At 61.3% G+C, this 22400-nt stretch carries 14 protein-coding genes; 5 read left to right on the top strand and 9 right to left on the bottom strand.

Annotated features, from left to right (window positions below):
• Positions 1-70: 70 nt before the first annotated feature.
• Complete coding sequence (locus RCCGE510_RS17750; protein WP_007632169.1) at positions 71-892, top strand: lytic transglycosylase domain-containing protein; 822 nt, start codon at positions 71-73, stop codon at positions 890-892.
• A gap of 117 nt (positions 893-1009) precedes the next feature.
• Here the strand turns inward: RCCGE510_RS17750 and RCCGE510_RS17745 are convergent, their stop codons facing one another.
• The 3 genes from RCCGE510_RS17745 to pdxY form a co-directional block, all read right to left on the bottom strand.
• The gene (locus RCCGE510_RS17745; protein WP_007632168.1) at positions 1010-2629 is read right to left on the bottom strand and encodes a GGDEF domain-containing protein; all 1620 of its coding nucleotides are present in this window, start codon (positions 2627-2629) and stop codon (positions 1010-1012) included.
• A 110-nt stretch (positions 2630-2739) separates the two neighbouring features.
• Positions 2740-3381, bottom strand: a complete 642-nt coding sequence (locus RCCGE510_RS17740; protein WP_007632166.1) for a carbonic anhydrase — start codon at positions 3379-3381, stop codon at positions 2740-2742.
• Between the two features lie 71 nt (positions 3382-3452).
• Positions 3453-4328, bottom strand: a complete 876-nt coding sequence (pdxY, locus tag RCCGE510_RS17735) for a pyridoxal kinase PdxY (protein ID WP_007632165.1) — start codon at positions 4326-4328, stop codon at positions 3453-3455.
• A 276-nt stretch (positions 4329-4604) separates the two neighbouring features.
• Between pdxY and RCCGE510_RS17730 the strand changes: the two genes are divergently transcribed.
• Both RCCGE510_RS17730 and RCCGE510_RS17725 read left to right on the top strand, forming a co-directional pair.
• Complete coding sequence (locus tag RCCGE510_RS17730) at positions 4605-9377, top strand: NAD-glutamate dehydrogenase (protein ID WP_007632164.1); 4773 nt, start codon at positions 4605-4607, stop codon at positions 9375-9377.
• Positions 9378-9400: 23 nt separating this feature from the next.
• Positions 9401-10789: an MFS transporter gene (locus RCCGE510_RS17725; protein ID WP_007632163.1), complete on the top strand. Its 1389-nt coding sequence runs from the start codon at positions 9401-9403 to the stop codon at positions 10787-10789.
• Between the two features lie 139 nt (positions 10790-10928).
• On the opposite strand, the gene purH is transcribed toward RCCGE510_RS17725, so the two are convergent.
• The 4 genes from purH to htpX form a co-directional block, all read right to left on the bottom strand.
• Positions 10929-12542, bottom strand: coding sequence for a bifunctional phosphoribosylaminoimidazolecarboxamide formyltransferase/IMP cyclohydrolase (gene purH / locus RCCGE510_RS17720; protein ID WP_007632161.1), 1614 nt, complete (start codon positions 12540-12542; stop codon positions 10929-10931).
• A 151-nt stretch (positions 12543-12693) separates the two neighbouring features.
• On the bottom strand, positions 12694-14367 hold the full coding sequence (locus RCCGE510_RS17715; RefSeq protein WP_007632158.1) for a heparinase II/III family protein: 1674 nt from the start codon (positions 14365-14367) through the stop codon (positions 12694-12696).
• A 181-nt stretch (positions 14368-14548) separates the two neighbouring features.
• A complete protein-coding gene (locus tag RCCGE510_RS17710) occupies positions 14549-15937 on the bottom strand; it encodes an RsmB/NOP family class I SAM-dependent RNA methyltransferase (protein ID WP_037079108.1) in 1389 nt (462 codons plus the stop codon).
• Positions 15928-16890, bottom strand: coding sequence for a zinc metalloprotease HtpX (htpX, locus tag RCCGE510_RS17705; RefSeq protein ID WP_007632154.1), 963 nt, complete (start codon positions 16888-16890; stop codon positions 15928-15930). The genes RCCGE510_RS17710 and htpX overlap by 10 nt, the downstream gene beginning before the upstream one ends.
• Before the next feature lie 110 nt (positions 16891-17000).
• Here htpX and RCCGE510_RS17700 point away from each other — a divergent pair, with 110 nt between their 5' ends.
• Positions 17001-17225 (top strand): DUF1674 domain-containing protein, encoded by a 225-nt coding sequence (locus RCCGE510_RS17700; RefSeq protein WP_007632153.1) that lies wholly within the window; start codon positions 17001-17003, stop codon positions 17223-17225.
• A 192-nt stretch (positions 17226-17417) separates the two neighbouring features.
• Here the strand turns inward: RCCGE510_RS17700 and acs are convergent, their stop codons facing one another.
• Positions 17418-19373 (bottom strand): acetate--CoA ligase, encoded by a 1956-nt coding sequence (acs, locus tag RCCGE510_RS17695; protein ID WP_007632152.1) that lies wholly within the window; start codon positions 19371-19373, stop codon positions 17418-17420.
• Between the two features lie 228 nt (positions 19374-19601).
• Here acs and RCCGE510_RS17690 point away from each other — a divergent pair, with 228 nt between their 5' ends.
• Positions 19602-20306 (top strand): DUF1013 domain-containing protein, encoded by a 705-nt coding sequence (locus tag RCCGE510_RS17690; RefSeq protein WP_007632151.1) that lies wholly within the window; start codon positions 19602-19604, stop codon positions 20304-20306.
• A 171-nt stretch (positions 20307-20477) separates the two neighbouring features.
• Here RCCGE510_RS17690 and RCCGE510_RS17685 read toward each other — a convergent pair whose 3' ends face one another.
• Positions 20478-22388, bottom strand: a complete 1911-nt coding sequence (locus tag RCCGE510_RS17685) for a propionyl-CoA synthetase (RefSeq protein ID WP_007632150.1) — start codon at positions 22386-22388, stop codon at positions 20478-20480.
• Positions 22389-22400 lie beyond the last annotated feature (12 nt).

The raw sequence follows: 22400 nt of genomic DNA, 5'->3' as shown, positions 1-22400 counted from the left end.
AAGATTTAAGGCGCGTCGCATGGTTCTGATCGGCCGCGGCGCGCTTCAGCAGACCGGAGCGGGGTTTCTCATGCGCATGACAACATTCCTTCTGGCCGCATCTATGGCAGCCGGCGTTCTCCAAGCGCTGCCGGCAGCGGCCCAGGGCGCCCAATGCGGCAACAATAGCAGCGGTTTCAGTGCATGGGTCGCCGACTTCAAGCAGGAAGCGGCGGCAAACGGCGTCAGCCGCTCGGTCCTCGACCGCGCCTTCGCCAATGTCAATTACAACAAACCGACGATTGCCGCCGACCGCGGCCAGAAGAGCTTCAAACTCTCGTTCGACGCGTTCATGCAGAAGCGCGGCGGTGCCACCGTCATTTCCCGCGGCCGCAGCATGAAGGCCGCCAACCAGGCGCTTTTTGCCTCGATCGAACGCCGTTTCGGTGTTCCGCCCGGCCCGCTGATCGCGATCTGGGGCATGGAGACCGGTTTTGGCAGCTATATGGGCAACCAGCATACGCTGTCGGCTGTTTCGACCCTTGCCTATGACTGCCGTCGTTCGGAATATTTCACCGATCAGCTCTATGCCGCGCTCCAGCTCGTCTCCGAGGGTTATCTGAGCCCGCAGGCCAAGGGTGCTGCCCACGGTGAAATCGGCCAGACGCAGTTTCTGCCGCGCAATGTCGTGCGCTTCGGCGCCGATGGCGACGGCGACGGCCGCGTCGACATGGTCGGTTCCCGCGCCGATGCCCTGGCTTCGACTGCGAATTTCCTCAAAGGCCATGGCTGGCGCCCCGGCGCCGGCTATCAGCCTGGAGAGCCGAATTTCGTCGCCATCCAGGGCTGGAACGCCGCCAGCGTCTACCAGCAGTCGATCGCCTATATCGGCCAGCAGATCGACGGCAAATAGTGCATGTCGCCCGGGTCGTGTGAAGCGGTTCCGGGACAACCACATGCGCAATACAAAAGGCTTTAGGTCTTCATCGACAACGATACCCGAAAACGCCGCTGCGACATGCGGCGTTTTTCATGTTCGAATATCAAAACCGCCGCCCGACGCCTTCTTGCGTCGCTCCTCCGGCGCCGGCGCCTGCACGATCGGTCCCGAAACGACGCAGTTGCGGCCGGAGGCCTTGGCGGCGTAGAGCGCCAGGTCAGCGCGCTTGACCAGATCCTCGAAGTTCCGGTTGGCGGCTTCATTGGCCCGGCCGGCGCATCCGAAACTCGCCGTCACCTTGAGAACATCGCCGCTCTCCAAAAATATTTCCGCCGCCTCGATCGCCAGTCGCACCCGCTCGGCAACGATTGCGGCATCGTCAGGCGTCGAATCCGGCAGAAGCGCCAAAAACTCCTCGCCGCCATGGCGTACCAGCAGATCGAAGGAGCGAAAATTTTGCCGCGCGACGCCCGCAACCTGCCGGAGCACGGCATCGCCGGCATCATGGCCGTTGATATCATTGACCTTCTTGAAATGATCGAGGTCGAAGAGCACGACGGAGATCCAGCGCGATCCGTGCTCGGCCTGCGTCAGAAGCGCCGATGCGGCAACCTCGAAGCCGCGCCTGTTGTACAGGCCAGTCAGAAGATCGGTCTGGGCGGCGTTGCGCAATTCGCCGACCAGTGTCTCGCGATCCCGCGTCAGCCGGTCGATCAGGCGCAGGCCTCTTGCCGCCAGCACCATCACCAATGTGGCGAGGATCAACAGGCCGGCACACAGCCCCAGGATCAGCGTCAGATGTATATGTGCGCGCGTCGAAAAGTTTTCGCCGGTCTCGTGAATATCTTTTGCGGCCTCGACCATCTTCTGCTGCAGGAAGATCATGCGCTCGCTCTGCGCAGTGGCCCAGACGTCGCGCACTTCGCGCGTCGGCTGCGATCCGGCAAGAATGGCATCGGTGATCGCATTCGCCTTCACCTGGTCGCTGCCGGCAAGATAGGCAACGATGTCGCGCACGATCGGCGCCGTGGAATGAAAGGCCATATGGTCCATGCCCTCACCGAGCATGACCTTGCCCTGTACGAACAGTTCCACCGGAAATCTGGCTGAAACGCCGTGATCAAGGTAGCGAGTGCCGACGCCGGTAATCAGTCTTTCGCCGTAATAGGTCAGAAGAATGCCCATCAGCTGGTTGGATTTCTCAAGCAGCACCGGATCGCTGATCCGTGGTGAGAGCGCATCGACGACGGCAAGCTGCTTGAGAGCTGCATACCAATAGATAGACCCCGGATCGCTGCCGGCATAAAGGCCCTGGTCGACAGCGTTACGGGCGGCGACGATGCGGCTATAGGCAAGGCTGAGAATCGATAATTCGCCGGCCAGCCCTTGGTCGAGCGCGTCGCGGGACGGCAGGCTGGCGTAGAAGGCAAGGCGCTCGCGATCGAGCGTCACCCGGCTTCGCTGCATGTCGGCGGCAGTCCTGCTGTTGGGACGTGCGAGGTAGAGGCGGGTGGCGCCAATTTCACTCAAAATCTCCGTGGCCGCGATCGACCCGCCACGGGCGAGCACGTCGGCGAACTGCCGGTCCTTTTCGAGATCCCTGTACTGTCTGAGCGAAGACCTTATGACGATGACGCCTTCAATGAGCATGAAGACGAAGGGCAGCATGATAGCGGCCAGGATGACCCGTTTGATGGTTTCGAACTTCATCGCCAATCGCCACGGTGATCAAAACGTCGGTCGTGCGCAACCAATTGACGGCAATCTTAGCAGCAATTCTTAATAAACTGATAAAGCGGCAGATCCCTAGATTTCTAGCCCTAGATTTCTGGACGAATGAAGTCACGTGTCTCAGCATCCATCACCCAGAGTTCGCCGGTCGAAATATCGAACCATGCGCCATGGAGATGCATTTTTCCTGCTTCCTCGAGCGCTTTGATGTCGGGAAAACTTCTGAGATTGTCGATTGAATTGCGGATCGAGACCCGCTCCAGCGCCGTCTGCCGCTCGGCGGCCGTCATCACATCGTTGCTCTGGATCTGCTCGGCGGCGGGCTTGACCAGCGACATCCAGCGGCCGATGAAATCGCCGGGCGACAGCGGTTCGGCATTCGGATCAAGCGCTGCGCGGATGCCGCCGCAGCGTCCATGGCCCATCACGACGATATCCGAGACCTTCAGCGCCTGCACGGCAAATTCGAGCGCAGCCGACGTCGAATGGAAATGACCGTCCGGCTCGTAAGGCGGCACCATGTTGGCAACATTGCGGATGACGAAGAGCTCGCCCGGGCCGGCATCGAAGATCAGCTCCGGTGCCGCACGTGAATCCGAACAGGCAATGACCAGCGTATGGGGACTTTGACCGTTTTCGGCAAGCTGACGATACCTGTCGCGGGCGTCGGCATAACGTCCGTTCATAAAGTTGCGATAGCCGTCCAGAAGAGGATTTGGAAAACGCTGCATGCTTCTGGATTAGCGCGGGCCGAAGACAAGATCAACTGCTGCACTGCAAAATGAACGCATTGACGGATGCGTCATTTTTTCCGTCGCTGCGCCGGGTGTACGAGCCGGCGCATCTGCACCATGGCCATCGGTGTCGAAAGGCTGGAAGCGTCGCTTGCCAGCATCAATTCGTTGCTGCCGCGCTTGACCGCACGCGCCAGCACCTCGAAGACGCTGGCGGTGGCAAGCTGCAGCGCCTTTTCGTCCTCGAGGCCGGAAAGCAGGCGCGACAGGAAGACGGCGGCAAGCAGGTCGCCGAGACCATTCGGCGGATTGTCGATGACGCGGTGCTCGGCAAGAAGCGCGTGACGGCCGGAAAGATAGAGATTGCCGGTGCCGCCCGCCATCATCGGCACGGCCGAGGTGACGAGCATGCGCGATGGTCCGAGCGCCAGCGCCGCCTCCATGATCGCGCTGTTGTCTTCAAGCGCTGCCCCCGAAAGCCATGCGAGTTCGTACCGGTTCGGCGTCGCCAGCGAGGCGAGCGGGATGAGATGGTCGCGAATAGCCTCAGCGGTCGCTTCCGGCACGTAGAGGCCGCCGAGATCGCCCATGACCGGATCGCAGACATAAAGCAGATCCGGATTATCTTGCCGGAGCGCAGCGATCAGCCTGGCGACGGAGCGCGCCTGGGCGGCATTGCCGAAATAGCCCGAAAGCACCGCCCTGACTTCGCCGATCCAGGGCGCGCGGATCAGATCGTCGATCGCCGCGTCGAAATCCGCTTCCGCAAACGTCAGCCGCGTCGAACGGCCGTGGCCAGGATGCCAGGGAAGCACAATGGTCGGTAGCGCCCAGACCGGATGACCGAGCGTCTCCAGTGCAAAGACCGCCGCCCGGTTGCCAACCGACCCACGCACCACATGGCTGGAGATGACAATGACTGCGCCCGCTGCATTTTCCGACATGATACCAAGATCCGAATGATGACTGCGTTTGATGATCTTTTTGACGACGCGCTGTCAACCATTCTTCACGTGAGCATGAAAATGTGCGGCGGAAGAAAAAATAAAAAGCGGGCCTTCCCGTTCGTTTTGGCCACGAAAGCGAAAAAACCTCCGACAACTTCCCATTTCCGGCGTCAAAAAAGCATCAAAACGATCCCTTGGGTCCCTATTTTAGAGATTTTTTCGAATAATCTTCTGCTAGCTTGCAGAAAATCAGTCCATTGTGGGAGGCGATCCATGGCTGCCAGAAACAATCCGAAACGAGAAAAGCAGATCGAAAGCGCGCGCAAGATCGCCAAGGCGACGGGCGAGGCGCATCTCGATCCGGAAATACTCTTCGGCCGGGCCAGCAATGACGATCTCGAACTCTATACGCCGGAAATGCTGGCGCTCTCCGCCGTGCATTCGGCAAAGGAACTTGCCGCCTGGAATGGCAAGGCGCCTCGTGTCAGCGTCGATACCATTGCCGATGTGGCGCCTGATGGCATTGCCGTTTCGGTGCTATCGGTCACCGACCGGAACATGCCTTTCCTGTTTGAATCGGTCATGGGCGAAGTGACGAGCACCTATCGCGACCTGTTCATGGCCGTGCATCCAATCCTGGTCATGGAAAAGGGTAAGGCGCCTGCGATCTATTCCGCCGATCATCCGAGTGACCCGGCCAACCGCGTCAGCCATATCCAGCTTCATATTGCGCCGCTCAATTCCGTCCAGGCCTCAGATCTCGTCAAACGCGTCGAAACCGTGCTCGAGCAGGTCCGCCTGTCGGTGTCCGACTGGAAGCCGATGCTTTCCAAGATCGACGGGGTGATCGCCGAGCTTTCGGCCAATGGCACCACCCGCAAGAAGGCTGATCGCGATGAAGCCATCGCCTTCCTGACATGGCTGCGCGATGAGAATTTCACTTTCCTCGGGATGCGTGAATATGTGTATTCCGGCAAGGGTTCCGATGCGCGGGTCGAGCGCGACAAGGGTGCTGGCCTCGGCATGCTCTCCAACCCCGATGTCCTGGTGTTGCGCACCGGCAAGGACGCCGTGACGACGACGCCTGAGATCCTGGCCTTCCTCGACGGCCCCGATTTCCTGATCGTCACCAAGGCAAATGTGAAATCCATCGTCCATCGCCGGGCCTACATGGATTATGTCGGCGTCAAACGCTTCGACGCTGCGGGCAACGTCACCGGCGAACTGCGCATCGTCGGGCTCTTCACCTCGACGGCCTATACGTCGCTCGCCTCTGAAATCCCGCTGCTGCGTTCCAAGATCGAGAAGGTGAAGGAGCATTTCGGCTTCGACCCGATGAGCCATTCCGGCCGCATGCTCGACAACACGCTGGAATCCTATCCGCGCGATGACCTTTTCCAGATCGACACCACGCTGCTTGCAAATTTTGCCGAACAGATCAACGACTTGGCCGACCGTCCGCGCGTGCGCGTCCTGCCGCGCATCGACCATTTCGACCGCTTCGTCTCGGTGATCATCTACGTGCCGCGCGAGGAATACGACTCGATCGTCCGCGAGCGGATCGGCACCTATCTGAAGACTGTCTATGACGGTCGTGTCTCCGCCTATTACCCGGCTTTTCCGGAAGGCGGCGTGGCGCGCGTGCATTTCATCATCGGCCGCTCCGGCGGCAAGACGCCACGCATTCCGCAGGCAAAGCTCGAGCAGGTGATCCGCGAAATCACCGCCCGTTGGGACGACCGTTTCGAGGCGCTGGCCGGGGCCAAGGCACCGAAAATATCGGTCGACCAGGCTTTCCAGGATTCCTTCACCCCGGAGGAAACCGTGGCCGACCTCGCCGATATCGGCGCCTGCGCCGCCGGCGAGCCGCTTCGCATCCAATTCTACCATCGTCCGGAAGAACGGGGCTGCATCCTTTCGCTGAAGATCTTCCACGCCGGCGGCCAGCTGGCGCTGTCGCGCCGCGTGCCGCTTCTGGAAAATCTCGGCTTCAATGTCGTCAGCGAACGCACCTTCGACATCGGCGTGCCGGCCAATGACGAAACGAAGCTTGTCGTGCTGCACGATATGGAGCTCGAGGCCCGCAATGGCGGCGACATCGACCTGCAGCGTTACGGCGCTGCCCTCGAAGAAGCCTTCGTCGCCGCCTTCGCCGGCACGATCGACAATGACAGCTTCAATCGGCTGATCCTCTCGGCCGGGCTTTCAGCGCGCGAGACGAACGTGCTGCGTGCCTATGCCCGTTATCTCCGCCAGGCCGGCATCGCCTATTCGCAGGATTACATCGCAACCACACTCGACAAATATCCTGCTGTCGCCGCTTCCATCTTCCGGCTGTTCCACGACACGCTCGATACCAGGCTTTCCGAGAAGGCCCGCGTCAAGAAGCTTGCCGACCTGCACCAGGCGATCGAGGCCGAGCTTGCCGACGTGCCGAGCCTCGACGACGATCGTATCCTGCGCCGTTACGTCAATATCGTCGATGCGACGCTTCGCACCAATTATTTCCAGAAGAACCCGGACGGCTCGCCAAAGTCGATGCTGGCCTTCAAGCTTGATCCGCACCTGGTCGACGGCCTGCCGCAGCCGAAACCTTTCCGCGAAATGTTCGTCTATGGCGTCGAAGTCGAAGGTGTGCACCTGCGCTTCGGCAAGGTGGCGCGCGGTGGCCTGCGCTGGTCGGATCGTGCCGAAGATTATCGCACCGAGGTCCTCGGCCTCGTCAAGGCCCAGCAGGTGAAGAACGCTGTCATCGTGCCGGTCGGTGCAAAGGGCGGCTTCTATCCGAAGAAGCTCCCCATCGGCGGCAGCCGCGACGAGATATTCAATGCCGGCCGTGAGGCTTACAAGACCTATATCCGCACGCTGCTATCGATCACCGACAATATATCGGGCGCCGACGTCGTGCCGCCGAAAGATACGGTCAGGCTCGATGGTGACGACCCCTATTTCGTCGTCGCCGCCGACAAGGGCACAGCAACCTTCTCCGACACCGCCAATGCCCTGGCCCAGGAAGCCGGCTTCTGGCTGGACGACGCCTTCGCTTCCGGCGGCTCGGCCGGCTACGACCACAAGAAGATGGGCATCACCGCCCGCGGCGCCTGGGAAACCGTCAAGCGTCATTTCCGCGAAATGGATATCGACATCCAGACGACGCCCTTCACCGTTGCCGGCGTCGGCGACATGTCCGGCGACGTCTTCGGCAACGGCATGCTGCTCTCTCCGAAGATCAGGCTGATAGCAGCCTTCGACCACCGCGATATCGTCATCGATCCCGATCCCGACATGGAAAAGACGCTGGCCGAGCGGCAGCGTCTCTTCGACCTGCCGCGGTCAAGCTGGCAGGATTTTGACAAAACCGTGCTCTCCAAAGGCGCGATGATCATCTCCCGCGCTGCAAAATCGGTCACCCTGACCCCGGAAGCGGTTGCCGCGATTGGCCTCGACAAGGCCGTGGCGACACCCTTCGAAATCATCACGGCGATCTTGAAGAGCCCGGTCGACCTGCTCTGGTTCGGCGGCATCGGCACCTACGTGAAAGCGGCGTCCGAAACCGACGCCGAAGTCGGCGACCGCGCCAACGACCCGATCCGCGTTGCGGCGGTCGAAGTGCGCGCCAAGGTGATCGGCGAGGGCGCAAACCTCGGTGTCACCCAGAAGGGCCGCATTGCCTACGGTCTCAAGGGCGGGCGCTGCAACTCCGACGCTATCGACAACTCGGCCGGCGTCAACACCTCGGACGTCGAGGTCAACATCAAGATTGCACTGGCAGCCGCCATGCATGACGGGCGCCTGACGCGGGCAAAACGCGACCAGCTGCTACCCTCGATGACCAGCGAAGTGGCGACCCTGGTGCTGCGCAACAACTACCTGCAGTCGCTGGCGATCTCGCTGACGGAACGCAAGGGCACGGCAAACGGTCTCGAACTCGGCCGTTTCATGAGCGTGCTCGAGGGCGCCGGCCAGCTGAACCGCAAGGTCGAGACTTTGCCGGACGAGCAGAGCCTCGCCGAACGCTATGCCGCCGGCAAGCCGCTCACGCGGCCGGAAATCGGCGTGTTGGTATCCTACGCCAAGATCGTGCTCTTCGACGCGCTGGCCGCCAGCGATCTGCCGGACGATTCCTATTTTACCGCAACGCTGTTGAATTATTTCCCCGTCAAGATGCAGAAGTCGAATGCCGGCGATATCGCCGGCCACCGGCTGAAGCGTGAAATTGTTGCAACGGTGCTTGCCAACGAGGCGATTAACCGCGGCGGGCCGAGCTTCACCGTCGCCATGATAGACGCGACGGCGGCCTCGGCACCGGAAGTGGTCCGTGCCGCGATCGTTGCCCGCGACGGTTTCGACCTGAACAGGCTCTGGGCCGAAACGGATGCGCTCGACGGCCGGATATCGGGCGAGCTGCAGAACCGCATCTATGAGGAAATCAGCCATAGCTTTACCGTATTGACGCGCCTGCTCTTGAAGACCGGCATGACCAAGGCCGATATGGCCGAGGTGATTGGCCGGCTCCAGGCTGCGCTTAAGAAGCTAAAGCCTGCCTTTGCCGAACAATCGGCCGGCGATGTCGCCGCCCGGCAGGCGGAGTATAGCCAGGCCGGCGTGCCCGAAAAGCTCGCAGCCGAGATCGCCAATCTCCAGAGCTTCGCGCTGGTGCCGGAGATCATGCAGATTGCCGAGCGCACCGGCGAGACCTTGTTGCGGGCCGCCGAAAACTACTTTGCCGTCTCGCAGACTTTCCGCATCGCCCGGCTGCTGGCAGCGGGTGGGCGTATCCTCACCTCCGACCATTACGAGAACCTGGCGCTTGCCCGCAGCATCGACCAGATCGCCAGCGCAAGACGCGACATCGTCATCTCGGCCCTGTCCGACCACGGCAAGGAGAAGCTTCCGGTCCAGGCGTGGCATGCCCAGGATCGTATCCGCATCAATCGAATCGTCGAAGAGCTTTCGAGCCTCAGCGACAGCGGCGATCCCAACCTTGCGCGTATTACCGTTGCTGCAGGTATCCTGACCGATCTTGCGCGCGACCGGGTGAGGTGAGACAGTCCGCGAAAAAGGAGCGGATGTTGAATCGCATCGACTGGACAGGAACGCAGCCCCCGAAGGCCACGGAGAAGGGCATCTGGGGGTGGATGTTCTTCGATTGGGCAGCCCAGCCCTTCTTTACGGTGGTCACCACCTTCATCTTCGGACCCTATTTCGTTTCCCGCCTGACCGATGACCCGATTTCCGCGCAGACGACGTGGAGCAACATGGCGACGATCTCATCGGTGATCATCGCCCTGCTCTCGCCCGTTCTCGGCTCGATTGCCGACCAGTCGGGCGCCCGCAAACCCTGGATCGGCTTCTTCGCGGTCATCAAGATCGCCAGCCTTTTCGGCCTGTGGTTCGCAGCCCCCGGCTCGCCCATTGTTTATCCCGTCATTTTCATGATCCTCGCCTCGATCTCGGCCGAGTTTTCGATCGTGTTCAACGATTCGATGATGCCGCGCCTGGTCGCCAAACACGAGGTCGGCAAGCTCTCCAACACAGCCTGGGGGCTTGGTTACCTCGGTGGCATCATCGTGCTCATCGCCGTCGTGACACTTTTGGCGGCGAGCCCTGAGACCGGCAAGACCATCCTCGGTCTCGATCCGCTATTCGGTCTCGATCCTCACACCGGCCAGGATGCACGCATCACCGGGCCGGTCTCGGCCGTCTGGTATCTGATCTTCATCCTGCCGATGTTCTTCTTCACGCCGGATGTCGGCAGGGGTCTTCCCTTTGGCACTGCCGTCCGCTCGGGCCTGCGAGAGCTCAAAAACACGCGTGTTGAACTCAAGGAGCGCCGCGGCATCCTGAAATTCCTCATCGCCCGGATGGTCTATCAGGACGGCGTCAACGGGTTGCTGATCCTTGGCGGCATCTTCGCGGCCGGGATGTTCGGCTGGGCGACGATCGAGATCGGCATTTATGGCATCATCCTTAACGTCGTCGCGATCTTCGGCTGCCTGATTGCCGGCCGTATCGACAAGAACGTCGGGTCGAAGGTGACCGTCGTCATCAGCCTCACCATGCTGCTTCTCGCCACCATCGGCATCATCTCGACAGGGCCGGGTTATACCCTGTTCGGACTGATGCCGCTGCCGACGGCGGATTCCGGCGGCCTCTTCGGCACTGCGGCCGAGAGGGCCTATATCCTCTATGGTCTGCTGATCGGGTTTGCCTTCGGGCCGGTACAGGCCTCGTCGCGCTCTTACCTCGCTCGCAGCGTCAGCCCGGAGGAAGCCGGCCGCTACTTCGGCATATACGCGCTTTCGGGGCGCGCCACGAGTTTCATGGCGACGCTGCTCTTCTCGCTGGTGACCTATATGAGCGGATCACCGCGGCTTGGAATGGCAACGCTGATCCTGTTTCTCGCCGGCGGACTGGTGCTACTCGCCCGCACGCCCTATCCGGCCGATCGCCCATAGCAACGCCCGCAGTGTTCCGGCACGCGTTCAGAGCATGATGCCGAAAAGTGTGAGCGGTTTTCGGATGACATCATGCTCTAAACTTTTAATGTAGAACAGGATTCAGATTTTAGGCCAACAGGCCTAAAATCATCCTGTTCTAGTGCCGGAAATGGCGCATGCCGGTAAAGACCATCGCAATGCCATGTTCGTTGGCGGCATCGATGACTTCCTGATCGCGCATCGAACCGCCCGGCTGGATAACCGCCGTCGCCCCTGCAGCGATCATCGACAGAAGACCGTCGGCAAACGGCAGGAAGGCTTCGGAGGCGACCGCCGAACCATGCGTCATCGGCACGGCAAGGCCGAGCGCCTTGGCCGCCTCTTCGGCCTTCAGCGCGGCGATGCGGGCGGAATCGACACGGCTCATCTGACCGGCACCGATACCGGCCGTCTGGCCGTCCTTGGCATAGACCACGGCGTTCGATTTGACGTGTTTGCCCACCTTGAAAGCGAACTTCATGTCTTCCAGCTCCTGCGCCGTCGGCGCGCGCCTGGTGACGACCTTGAGCTCCAAATCCTCGACCATGCCGTTGTCCCGGCTCTGGACCAGCAGGCCGCCGGAAACGGTCTTTGCCGTCAGGCCCGCGGTGCGCGGATCGGGAAGGCCGCCGGCAGACAGCAGCCGCAGGTTCGGCTTGCGGGCGACGATCGCCTTCGCTTCCTCGGTGACATCGGGCGCGATGATCACTTCGGTGAAGAGCTTGACGATCTCCTCAGCCGTTTCGGCATCCAGCGTCCGATTGAGCGCGATGATGCCGCCGAAGGCAGAAACGCTATCGCAGGCGAGCGCCCGCCGATAGGCCTCGACCAGGCTCGATCCAGTGGCGACGCCGCAGGGATTGGCATGCTTGATGATGGCGCAAGCCGCCTTCTCAGGCAGGAATTCGGCAACCAGCTCGTAGGCGGCATCGGTGTCGTTGATGTTGTTGTAGGAGAGCTGCTTGCCCTGAAGAAGCGCAGCCGTCGAAACACCCGGCCGCTTTTCGCCGGTGACGTAGAAGGCCGCCTTCTGGTGCGGGTTTTCGCCGTAGCGCATCTCTTCCTTCAGCGCACCGCCGATAACCCGGTGGCGCGGCGTGTCGATCGACAGCACCTCTGCGAACCAGTTGGAAATCACAGCGTCATAGGCCGCGGTGCGGGCATAGGCCTTGGCGGCCATGCGTTGGCGGAAGGCATAGGCAGTCTTGCCCTCATCTGCGGAAACCTGCTCCGTGAACTCGGCATAATCCGCAGGATCGGTCAGGATCGTCACATAGGCATGGTTCTTGGCCGATGCGCGGATCATCGCCGGCCCGCCGATATCGATATTCTCGACGGTTGTCGGATAATCGCCGCCGGCCGCGCGCACTTCCTCGAAGGGATAGAGGTTGATGACGGCGAGGTCGATGGCCTCGATGCCGTGCGCCTTCATCGCCTCCTGGTGTTCGCTATCGTCGCGGATCGCCAGCAGGCCGCCATGCACCGTCGGATGCAGCGTCTTGACCCGCCCGTCCATGATCTCCGGAAAGCCGGTGATTTCGGAGACGTCGGTGACGGCAAGGCCGGCAGCAGCGATCGCTTTAAAGGTGCCGCCGGTCGACAGCAGCCGCACGCCTCTGGCGGATAATGCTTGGGCGAGTTCGACAATCCCGGTCTTGTCGAAGACGGAGAGGAGCGCGGTCTTGATTTCGACCTTGTCGGGGGCGGGGATCTTCTTGGAAATAACGGCCATGAAACCTTCTCCGTTCGGGCTTCGGGAGACATCCGCTTCATTTAGAGCAGGATTCGGATTTCAGGCCGGTTGCTGCCTGAGATCATCCTGTTCCAGGACGCTCGCATTCTGAGGCCGCGTTAGCACAGCTTCGCCGCCGCGCAAACAGGTGCTATCCCTTGTGGGACAAAAACCAACGGATTTCCGTCTTCTCGGCAAGATCGAAGTCGATTTCGATCTGGTCCGAACCGCAAATACCGGAGCTGTCGGCAAAGAAGATATCCTCGGTAATCAGCACTTCATTGCCGGGTGCGGAAAACAGCCAGCTTTCACCGTCTGGCGCCGTCAACAGCACGGACTCGCCATCACCCTGATGCAGGACGATCGACGGATGGATATGAAAACGGGCGACAGCCTTGAGGGCCTCGTCATGCTCATATCCTTCCCTGACGACGAGCCGGTCGTGGCCTGTCACGATCGAGCCTGCGGCATTGAGTGTCAGCTCACGCTCGTGCAACAAGCCGAACGCCCTGAGATAACCGTCATGGCTAAGCTTGATGCCGTCGCGCCCATCCTCCGTTTCGGCACGCTCGACGGTGACGGTTCTCACCGGTTCGGTGATCGCGTGATTGAGGAACGGCGAAGGCGAAAAACGGCTGGACGAGGTGTCGTTGAGGATGACCGTTGAATGCGCCGCCGTTGTGCGCGCCATCTGGACATAACGGTGCCCGGCAAATTTCGGCGAACCGGAATTGACGATGAAGCGGTGACGGCCGGACGACATCTCGAAGGAGAGGCTGCCGGCATGTACGGTCCGCAGTGCGCCTCCCGAAGGCGGCGTGCCGGCATCGGCAATGATCACTGTCTTCCCCCCGGACAGCCGCTGATAGCGCGAATGCGGCAAAGCCTTGAACGGCTGGCCGGCGGTCTCGTCATAGCGCAGCACGGAGATCAGCTCGTTTGCCAGCGTTGAGGTCGCTCCGTTGAACAGCGCCAGATCCCCGTCCTGATGGCGAAAGAACCGCAATGCCGGATATATCCGGTCGATGCCGGAAATCAGCTTCTGCGGCAGGTCATGGCCGAGATTGACATAGGTTTGCCTGAGCGGCAGCAGATCGAGCAGCAATTCCAGGCCGACGCGCGGATTGCGCGAGATATGCCCGCCATCCGGCAGAATCTGGCTATCGAATTCGCGGTCGAGCGCCTGCGCCGCCTTTCTGAGCGTGGAGGCGCGGGCAGGCATGGCAACCGAGGCCATGGCGAGCGCGATCCGCAGCCGAAACAGCTCCAGGCCGCCAAGCGTATACGGCGCCATGCGGTGCAGGAACCTCACCTGAAACGCCAGCGACTTCATGAAGCGGCGATAAAAGCCGCGGTCGGCATTCTGCAGCACCACCGGCGAATGCGACAGCCAGGCGATGACGCGCTGGGCGGTAACGTCGGTCTCCCACGCAATCCCCTCCATGCGGCCGGCATGGATGGAGAGCCAGCTGTCGACGATCGCCCGGGCGGCGGCCGAGCTGCGCTCCGTCTTGTTCGCCCGCATGTGCCGCAACCAGCCGAAGCTGTGAAGGCGTATGGCGAAGGGGCGCGAGGGCAGGGTGAAGGTGAAGGGTGACTTTCCACCCGTTTCCAGCATCCGCCCAGCCAGGAGAAACCGTCCGTTGAGGATCTCGTCGGCGACATGCGAATCGATGCTGCGGAGATCGGTCGGAGCGACGATCAGACGCTCGGGCGCGTTGATCGAATGGCGCAAGAGCTTCAGGCGCAGCAACGCGACGCGGCGCAAGGCGCGCCGCCAAGCCTCCCGAACATACATGCTCGCAAAACGCCGACCGGACTGCATATTCTATTGTCTATTGACCCTCGTAGTTAAGAATAGGTGAAAAGTGGTCGATTTCATCGTCCACAATGAATTAATTCGTGACAAGGTTAGAATATACGCAAATTCATGCGTTCCTAGCTGGGATCACGCTGCGGTTTTCGGATAACGACCTGCCTGACACTGCGCGCCGTCAAGCCTGCAATCAGGCCACGCGCCGCAGCACGGCGGCATAGAAGCCGTCGAGGCCGGAGCCGATGCCATCGGGCATTTTCAGCATGGTCGGAAGCGTGCGGAATTCACCGAGCGGCGTGATCGCCGCTTCAAGGCCCGGCCAGCGACCGGGATCGATCTGAACACGCTCAAGCGCATCGGTGTCGGCAAGAACACGGGCAACGACGTCCTCACCCTCGGCAGGATCGAGCGAACAATTCGAAAAAACCAGCGTGCCGCCCGGCTTCAACAGGGTCAGCGCATGACGCAGCAGCCGTTCCTGCAGCGCCGCCAGCCTGGCGATATCCTCAGCCCCCTTGGTCCACAGCACGTCGGGGTGCCGGCGTGTCGTGCCGGTGGACGAGCACGGAGCATCGAGCAAGATCGCATCGAAACGCTCCACCGGCTCGAACGTCGTCAGATCCGCCGCAATCGTCTCCGCTTTCAAACCCAGCCGGTCGAGATTCGATCGCAGCCGTCTCAGCCGGCTTTCCGACTGGTCGAGTGCGGTGACCGCGCCACCGGCAAGAATGAGCTGCGCCGTCTTGCCCCCTGGCGCGGCGCAGAGATCGGCAGTGCGTTTGCCCGAGAGATCGCCGAAAAGCTTGGCCGGGATGCTTGCCGCCGCATCCTGCACCCACCATTCGCCCTCGTCGAAGCCTTCAAGCGAAGGAATGCCGCCATCGAAGGCGGCAAGCCGCACGCTGCCTGTTGGAAGGACAATGCCGTTCAGCCGCTCTGCCCAGCCTTCGGGGTCGGATTTGACGGTCAGATCAATCGCTGCCGGCTGCAGTTGAGATTCCGAAATCGCCAGCGCCGCGTCCCGGCCATAGGCTTTTTCCAGCTTGGTGATGAACCAGGCGGGCATCGGCGCGACCTGGCCGATCTCGGCGAGCACCTCATTCTTCTCGCGGCCGAGCCGGCGGAGAATGGCATTGACCAGCTTGGCGAAACGGCGGTTACGCGGATCCTGATTGGCCTGCTCGACGGCAAGATCGACGGCCGAATGATCCGGCACATCGAGATAGAGGATCTGCGCCGCGCCGATTGCCAGCACATGGTGCAGCGCCCGCGCCCCCTCCGGCAGCGGCGATTCCAGCAGCGCTGCAATCGCGGCATCGATGCGCGGCAGATGGCGCAGCGTCGTGTTCAGGATGGCGCGAACAAGCGCCCGGTCGTTTTCGCCGAGCGCCCGGTAGGCCGGGTTGCCATGTTCATGGTCGAGAGCGCCGTCGAGCGGCAGTTTGCGATCGACGACGGCGGCGAGAATTTTTGCCGCTGCAGCCCGCGCCTGCAGGCCGGGTTTGGCCGGCGTAGATCGCTCGGCGGACGGCTTATGCTTGCGGAATGGTTTCTTCGTGCCGTCTGAATTCAAGACCATGGACCTTTTGGCGGTTGCGAACCACCGCGACCAAGACCCGTATCCGGAACAGAGCGCGATTTGCGCGACGGATTATCAGCCCGCACCGGCGGCGTCGAGACGTTCATGCCGCCCTGCGCCATGTCCTGTAGCGCGGCGATGCGGTTTTCCGTGTTCGGATGGGTGGAAAACAGATTGTCCATACGCTCGCCCGAGAGCGGATTGATGATGAACATATGCGCCGTCGCCGGGTTGCGCTCCGCATCCGCGTTCGGCACGTGGGCAGCGCCGCGGGCAATCTTGCCGAGCGCCGAAGCCAGCCACAGCGGATTGCCGCAGATTTCGGCCCCTCGGCGGTCGGCCGAATATTCGCGCGTTCGGCTGATCGCCATCTGCACCAGCATGGCGGCAAGCGGCGCCACGATCATCGCAAGAAGAACTCCGACGAAACCAAGCGGATTGTTGTTGTTTTCACGGTTGCCGCCGAAGAAGAAGGCAAAATTGCCAAGCATAGAGATCGCCCCAGCAAGCGTTGCCGTGATCGTCATCGTCAGCGTGTCGCGGTTCTGGATGTGGGCCAGCTCGTGCGCCATCACGGCCGCGACTTCTTCGGGAGACAAAGCGCTAAGCAGGCCGGTCGAAGCGGCGACGGCTGCGTTGTCGGGATTGCGGCCGGTGGCGAAGGCATTCGGCTGCGGGCTGTCGTAGAGATAGACCTTCGGCATCGGCAGGCCGGCATTGTGGGCGAGATCCCGGACGATCGCAAAGAATTCCGGTGCGTTGCGCTCATCGACCTCCTGGGCGCGATAGGCCGAAAGCACCATGCGGTCGGAATTCCAATAGGAGAAGAAGTTCATCCCGGCGGCAATGACGAATGCGATCATCATGCCGGCCCGACCGCCGATCAGGAAGCCGACAAGCATGAAAAGCGCCGTCATGAAGGCAAGCAACATGGCAGTGCGGACGAGGTTCATTGCGGATCTCCATCTCCGATTTCGCCGTCACAAGCTTTCAATCCCGGCCCCGGCGCATTATGATTTGGTTATTCACCAGCCATTTTCAATATTTTCCGGCAGGAGATACCATGCAGGGCGCCGATAACGACAATAGCGAAACGCCGACGGCCCAAGGGTCGGAGCCGCCGCGCAGGATGCTGTCCCCGGCTGCCACACGTGCGCTTGCTGAAGCCGAGGAGCGGCGAAAAAACCGGAAGCCACTGGAGCTGCCGCCGGAGACCGGCGGCCGCGGCGGAGCCGAGCCGGCTCGCTTCGGCGACTACGAGATTAATGGCCGGGCGATCGATTTCTAGGTAATTTTTCTCGTCCTTGTGGGAACCTGATGCGCCGGATGCGCTCGGCGGAATGCTGGTCCGTTTGGCGAGAATCCGGCTAACGTGATCTCGCCGACGATCATTCCCTTTGAACGGGCCAGCCGGCCACGCATTCAATTGCGGAAATAAAGTGAGCCGTCCCAGGAACCTGGGCCGGAACGGCTCGATATCTCAGGCAGTCGCCTTATTCTGCCGGTTGGCGATCAGATCATCGACGACGGCCGGGTCGGCGAGCGTCGAGGTATCGCCGAGAGCACCGAAATCGTCCTCGGCGATCTTGCGCAGGATACGGCGCATGATCTTGCCGGAGCGGGTCTTTGGCAGGCCGGGCGCAAACTGGATCTTGTCGGGCGCGGCGATCGGACCGATTTCGGTACGCACATGTTTAACCAGATCCTGGCGAAGCGCATCGGTCCCTTCGTGACCGGCCATCAGCGTCACGTAGCAATAGATCCCCTGGCCCTTGATCGGATGCGGATAACCGACGACCGCAGCTTCCGAAACCAGATGGTGCGAGACGAGTGCGGATTCCACCTCGGCCGTACCCAGCCGGTGGCCGGAGACGTTGAGCACATCGTCGACACGACCGGTGATCCAGTAATAGCCATCGGCATCGCGCCGGCAGCCGTCCCCGGTGAAATACTTGCCCTTGTAGGTGGAGAAATAGGTCTGGATGAAACGATCATGATCGCCATAGACGGTGCGCATCTGGCCAGGCCAGCTATCGGTGATGCAGAGATTGCCGTCGGCAGCACCCTCAAGCACCTTGCCCTCATTGTCGACCAGCTGCGGTTTGACGCCGAAGAACGGCACGGTCGCCGAGCCGGGTTTCAGATCGGTGGCGCCAGGCAGCGGCGTGATCATGTGGCCGCCGGTTTCCGTCTGCCACCATGTATCGATGACCGGGCAGCGCTTGTCGCCGACGACATTGTAATACCATTCCCAGGCTTCCGGGTTGATCGGCTCGCCGACGGTGCCGAGCAGCCGTAGCGACGAGCGCGACGAGCGCGTGACGAAATCATCGCCGGCGCCCATCAGCGAACGGATCGCCGTCGGCGCCGTATAGAAGATATTGACCTTGTGCTTGTCGATGACTTCCCAGAAACGGCCTTGGTCCGGAAAGTTCGGCACCCCTTCGAACATTAGCGTCGTCGCGCAATTGGCGAGCGGCCCATAGACGATATAGGAGTGGCCAGTGACCCAGCCGACATCGGCGGTGCACCAGTAGATGTCGCCATCATGATAGTCGAAAACGTATTCATGCGTCATCGCCGCATAGACGAGATAACCGCCCGTCGTGTGCAGCACACCCTTCGGCTTGCCGGTCGAGCCGGACGTGTAGAGAATGAACAGCGGATCTTCCGCCTTCATCTTCACCGGCGGGCATTCCGCCTTGACCGTCGCGATCTCCTGGTGATGCCAGAGATCGCGGCCAGGCGCCCAGCCGGTCTTGCCGCCGGTGCGGCGCACCACCAACACCTTGCTGACATGCACATGCTGGCGGGCGGCGATATGGATCGCCGTATCGGTATTGTCCTTCAGCGGCACCGGCTTGCCGCCGCGCAGACCTTCGTCGCAGGTAATGACGAAAGTGGATTGGCAGTCGACGATGCGTCCCGCCAAGGCCTCGGGCGAGAAGCCGCCGAAGACCACCGAATGCACCGCGCCGATGCGGGCGCAGGCAAGCATCGCATAGGCTGATTCGGGGATCATCGGCATGTAGATGGTGACACGATCGCCCTTCTTGACGCCGTGCTTCTTCAGCACGTTCGCCATCCGGCATACGTGCTCATAGAGCTCGTTATAGGTGACCTTCTTGTCGATATAGGGATTGTCGCCTTCCCAGATGATTGCCACCTGGTCGCCGTTCGTCTTCAGATGACGGTCGATGCAATTGTAGGAGACGTTGGTCTGGCCGTCTTCGAACCACTTGATCGAAACCTTGCCGGTAAAGGAGGTGTTCTTGACCTTGGTATAGGGCTTGAACCAGTCGATCCGTTTGCCATGTTTGCCCCAGAATTTGTCGGGGTTCTCGACGCTTTCCTCGTACCATTTCAGGTACTTTTCCTTATCGATCAGGGCGCGCGCCTTCACCGGCTTCGTGACCGGATAGATCTTCTCCGACATGCAACTCCTCCTCATGGGACATGCGACGGGCCAGGTGAGCTAGGGGCCCGGATTCAAATCACGGCAATTCATAGCAGCTCGCATCGCCACCGCAATTAGACAAAGGTCATTTGATTTCGGGAGAATTGCAATTCTGCGACAGTGCGGTTATATAGCGGCATATTTCCCGGACATTGTGGTGACAATCCACGGACCGCGACCGGCGCGGACGATAGAAGGACTATATCCATGGCTCAAACACTGCTCATGCCGAAGGCGACAGCCATCTGGCTCGTCGACAATACGGCACTGTCTTTCGATCAGATCGCGCAGTTCTGCAAACTGCACCCGCTCGAAGTCAAGGCGATCGCCGATGGCGAAGCGGCGCAGGGCATCAAGGGCCTCGACCCGATCTCGACGGGACAGCTTTCCCGTGACGAGATCGCCCGCGCCGAAGCCAATCCGAACCACAAGCTGAAGCTTTCCGAACCGAAGGTGCGCGTGCCGGAATCCAAGCGCCGCGGCCCACGTTATACGCCAGTTTCCAAGCGTCAGGACCGCCCGAACGCCATTCTCTGGCTCGTTCGCAATCATCCGGAGCTGAAGGACGCGCAGATTTCCCGCCTCGTCGGCACCACGAAATCGACCATTGAGCAGATCCGCGAGCGCACCCACTGGAACTCCGCCAACCTGGCGCCGATGGATCCGGTAACGCTCGGCCTCTGCAGCCAGATCGATCTCGACATGGAAGTGGAAAAGGCTTCCAAGGGCCGTCCGCTGCCGACCGCCGCCGAGCTTGGCGCGACGCTGCAATCGGCTCAGGAAACCGAGCGCCTGACCCCGAGCTACGAGCGCGAGGAGGAAAAGGAAAAGGAAATCGACGCCGACGCCGTCTTCCGCAAGCTGAGTTCGCTGCGCTCGGCGCCGAAGGACGAAGACGACGACCAGTACTGAGACAACGACGATCTCATGAAAAACCCCGCCGGTATGAGCTGACCGGCGGGGTTTTTTGTTGCGGATTGCCTGTTTCGAATTGGCTGCCGAACAGGGTGAAGATGTTCCGCGCCGAGCTGTCGGTGATCGAGAGCGACTTGGACGGCAAGCTGCTGCTGCGCCTGCAACGATTCACATCGGCAGGCAACCGAGACCGCGTTGGCGCAGCGCCTCGGAAATTTCCTCCAGAACCATTGGATCATCGATGGTTGCAGGCATTTTCCAGGGTATGCCATCAGCGATCTTCTGCATCGTGCCGCGCAGGATTTTGCCGGAGCGGGTCTTCGGCAAACGGTTAACGATGATGGCCATCTTAAAGGCGGCGACAGGTCCGATCGCATCGCGAATCATTCCCACGACCTCTGATTCGATTGCCGTCGTGTCTCGGGACACATTCCGTTTCAGCACCAGGAAGCCACACGGCACCTGGCCCTTCAACGTATCGATCACGCCGATCACCGCGCATTCGGCGACATCGGGATGGCGGGCACAGACTTCCTCCATCGCCCCTGTGGAGAGCCGATGACCGGCGCAATTGATGATATCGTCGGTACGCGACATGATGAAGAGATAGCCGTCCTCGTCGATATAACCGGCGTCGGCGGTCTTGTAGTAACCCGGGAATTCGTCGAGATAGGCCGATCGGAAACGCTCGTCGGAATTCCAGAGGGTCGGCAGGCAGCCCGGCGGCAAGGGCAGCTTCACGACGATATTGCCGAGCGTCCCCGCCTCGATCGAATGGCCGGCATCGTCGAGCACGGCGATATCATAGCCTGGCATCGGCAGCGCCGGCGAACCGTGCTTGACGGGAAGGGCGCCGAGGCCGAGCGGATTGGCTGCCATCGGCCAGCCGGTCTCCGTCTGCCACCAGTGATCGATGACGGGTATGGCGAGCATGCGTTCCGCCCATTTCAGCGTCTCCGGATCCGCCCTCTCGCCGGCAAGAAACAGCGCCCGTAAATCCGGCATTGCATATCGGCGCATCAGTTCACCGTCACCGTCTTCCCGCCGGATGGCGCGGAACGCCGTCGGCGCGGTGAAGAGAACACGCACCTTATGCTCCGAAACGATGCGCCAGAATGCGCCAGCATCCGGCGTGCCGACCGGTTTTCCCTCGTAGATCACCGTGGTTACGCCCGATATCAGCGGCGCATAGACAATATAGGAATGTCCGACGACCCAGCCGATGTCCGAGGCTGTCCAGAAGACCTCGCCCGGCTTCAAGCCGTAGATATTTCGCATCGACCAGTTGAGCGCGACCAGATGGCCGCCATTGTCGCGCACGACGCCCTTCGGCTGCCCGGTGGTGCCCGAGGTATAGAGGATGTAGAGCGGGTCGGTCGCCTTGACCGAAACACAGGCGACCTCGGCGCCGCGATGCCGCGCCACCGTCGCCTCGAAATCCTGGTCGCGACCTCTGGCGAGATTTGCCCGAAGCTCCGGCCGCTGCAGCACCAGACAGCGCTCCGGCTTCGAATGCGCCATCGCAATCGCCTGGTCGACCAGAGGCTTGTAGGCGACGATGCGGCCGGGCTCGAGCCCGCAGCTCGCGGTGATCACCAGCTTCGCACCGCAATCATCGATACGGGCCGCAAGCTCGCTGGCGGCGAAGCCACCGAAGACGACCGAGTGAACCGCACCGATGCGGGCGCAGGCAAGCATCGAAAAGACCGCCTGTGGGACCATAGGCATATAGACGATGACACGATCGCCTTTACCGATGCCGAGGTCGACCAGCGCCGCGGCGATGGCTTTCACTTCGTCGAGCGCTTCGTCGTAAGTGAAGCCGCGCTTCTCGCCGGTCATCGCACTGTCGAAGATGATCGCCGTCTCGCCGCCGCGCCCGGCAGTCACATGCCGGTCCAGGCAATTGTGGCAGGTGTTGGTTTCGGCCCCTGAGAACCAACGGCCATAGACGCCTTCGTCGGATGAAAATACCTGTTCAGGCGGTTTGAACCAGTCGATATCGTCGGCTGCTTCGCGCCAGAAGGCTTCGGGATCGCGTTTCCAAGCCGCATAGGCTTGAAGATAGCCGTTCTGCATCTGCTCCTCCCC

Source organism: Rhizobium sp. CCGE 510, from assembly GCF_000292525.1.
GTDB lineage: Bacteria > Pseudomonadota > Alphaproteobacteria > Rhizobiales > Rhizobiaceae > Rhizobium.
The sequence above is the reverse complement of the archived record's forward strand: the minus strand, read 5'-3'. Positions and strand labels throughout refer to the sequence as shown.

Coding starts and splice junctions, on each gene's coding strand:
- purH (WP_007632161.1), bottom strand. CDS start 12,542: ATGGCCGTTATTTCCAAGAAGATCCCCGCCCCCGACAAGGTCGAAATC.
- RCCGE510_RS17730 (WP_007632164.1), top strand. CDS start 4,605: ATGGCTGCCAGAAACAATCCGAAACGAGAAAAGCAGATCGAAAGCGCG.
- RCCGE510_RS17750 (WP_007632169.1), top strand. CDS start 71: ATGCGCATGACAACATTCCTTCTGGCCGCATCTATGGCAGCCGGCGTT.
- RCCGE510_RS17725 (WP_007632163.1), top strand. CDS start 9,401: ATGTTGAATCGCATCGACTGGACAGGAACGCAGCCCCCGAAGGCCACG.
- acs (WP_007632152.1), bottom strand. CDS start 19,373: ATGTCGGAGAAGATCTATCCGGTCACGAAGCCGGTGAAGGCGCGCGCC.
- RCCGE510_RS17745 (WP_007632168.1), bottom strand. CDS start 2,629: ATGAAGTTCGAAACCATCAAACGGGTCATCCTGGCCGCTATCATGCTG.
- RCCGE510_RS17740 (WP_007632166.1), bottom strand. CDS start 3,381: ATGCAGCGTTTTCCAAATCCTCTTCTGGACGGCTATCGCAACTTTATG.
- htpX (WP_007632154.1), bottom strand. CDS start 16,890: ATGAACCTCGTCCGCACTGCCATGTTGCTTGCCTTCATGACGGCGCTT.
- RCCGE510_RS17715 (WP_007632158.1), bottom strand. CDS start 14,367: ATGCAGTCCGGTCGGCGTTTTGCGAGCATGTATGTTCGGGAGGCTTGG.
- RCCGE510_RS17690 (WP_007632151.1), top strand. CDS start 19,602: ATGGCTCAAACACTGCTCATGCCGAAGGCGACAGCCATCTGGCTCGTC.
- RCCGE510_RS17685 (WP_007632150.1), bottom strand. CDS start 22,388: ATGCAGAACGGCTATCTTCAAGCCTATGCGGCTTGGAAACGCGATCCC.
- RCCGE510_RS17710 (WP_037079108.1), bottom strand. CDS start 15,937: ATGGTCTTGAATTCAGACGGCACGAAGAAACCATTCCGCAAGCATAAG.
- RCCGE510_RS17700 (WP_007632153.1), top strand. CDS start 17,001: ATGCAGGGCGCCGATAACGACAATAGCGAAACGCCGACGGCCCAAGGG.
- pdxY (WP_007632165.1), bottom strand. CDS start 4,328: ATGTCGGAAAATGCAGCGGGCGCAGTCATTGTCATCTCCAGCCATGTG.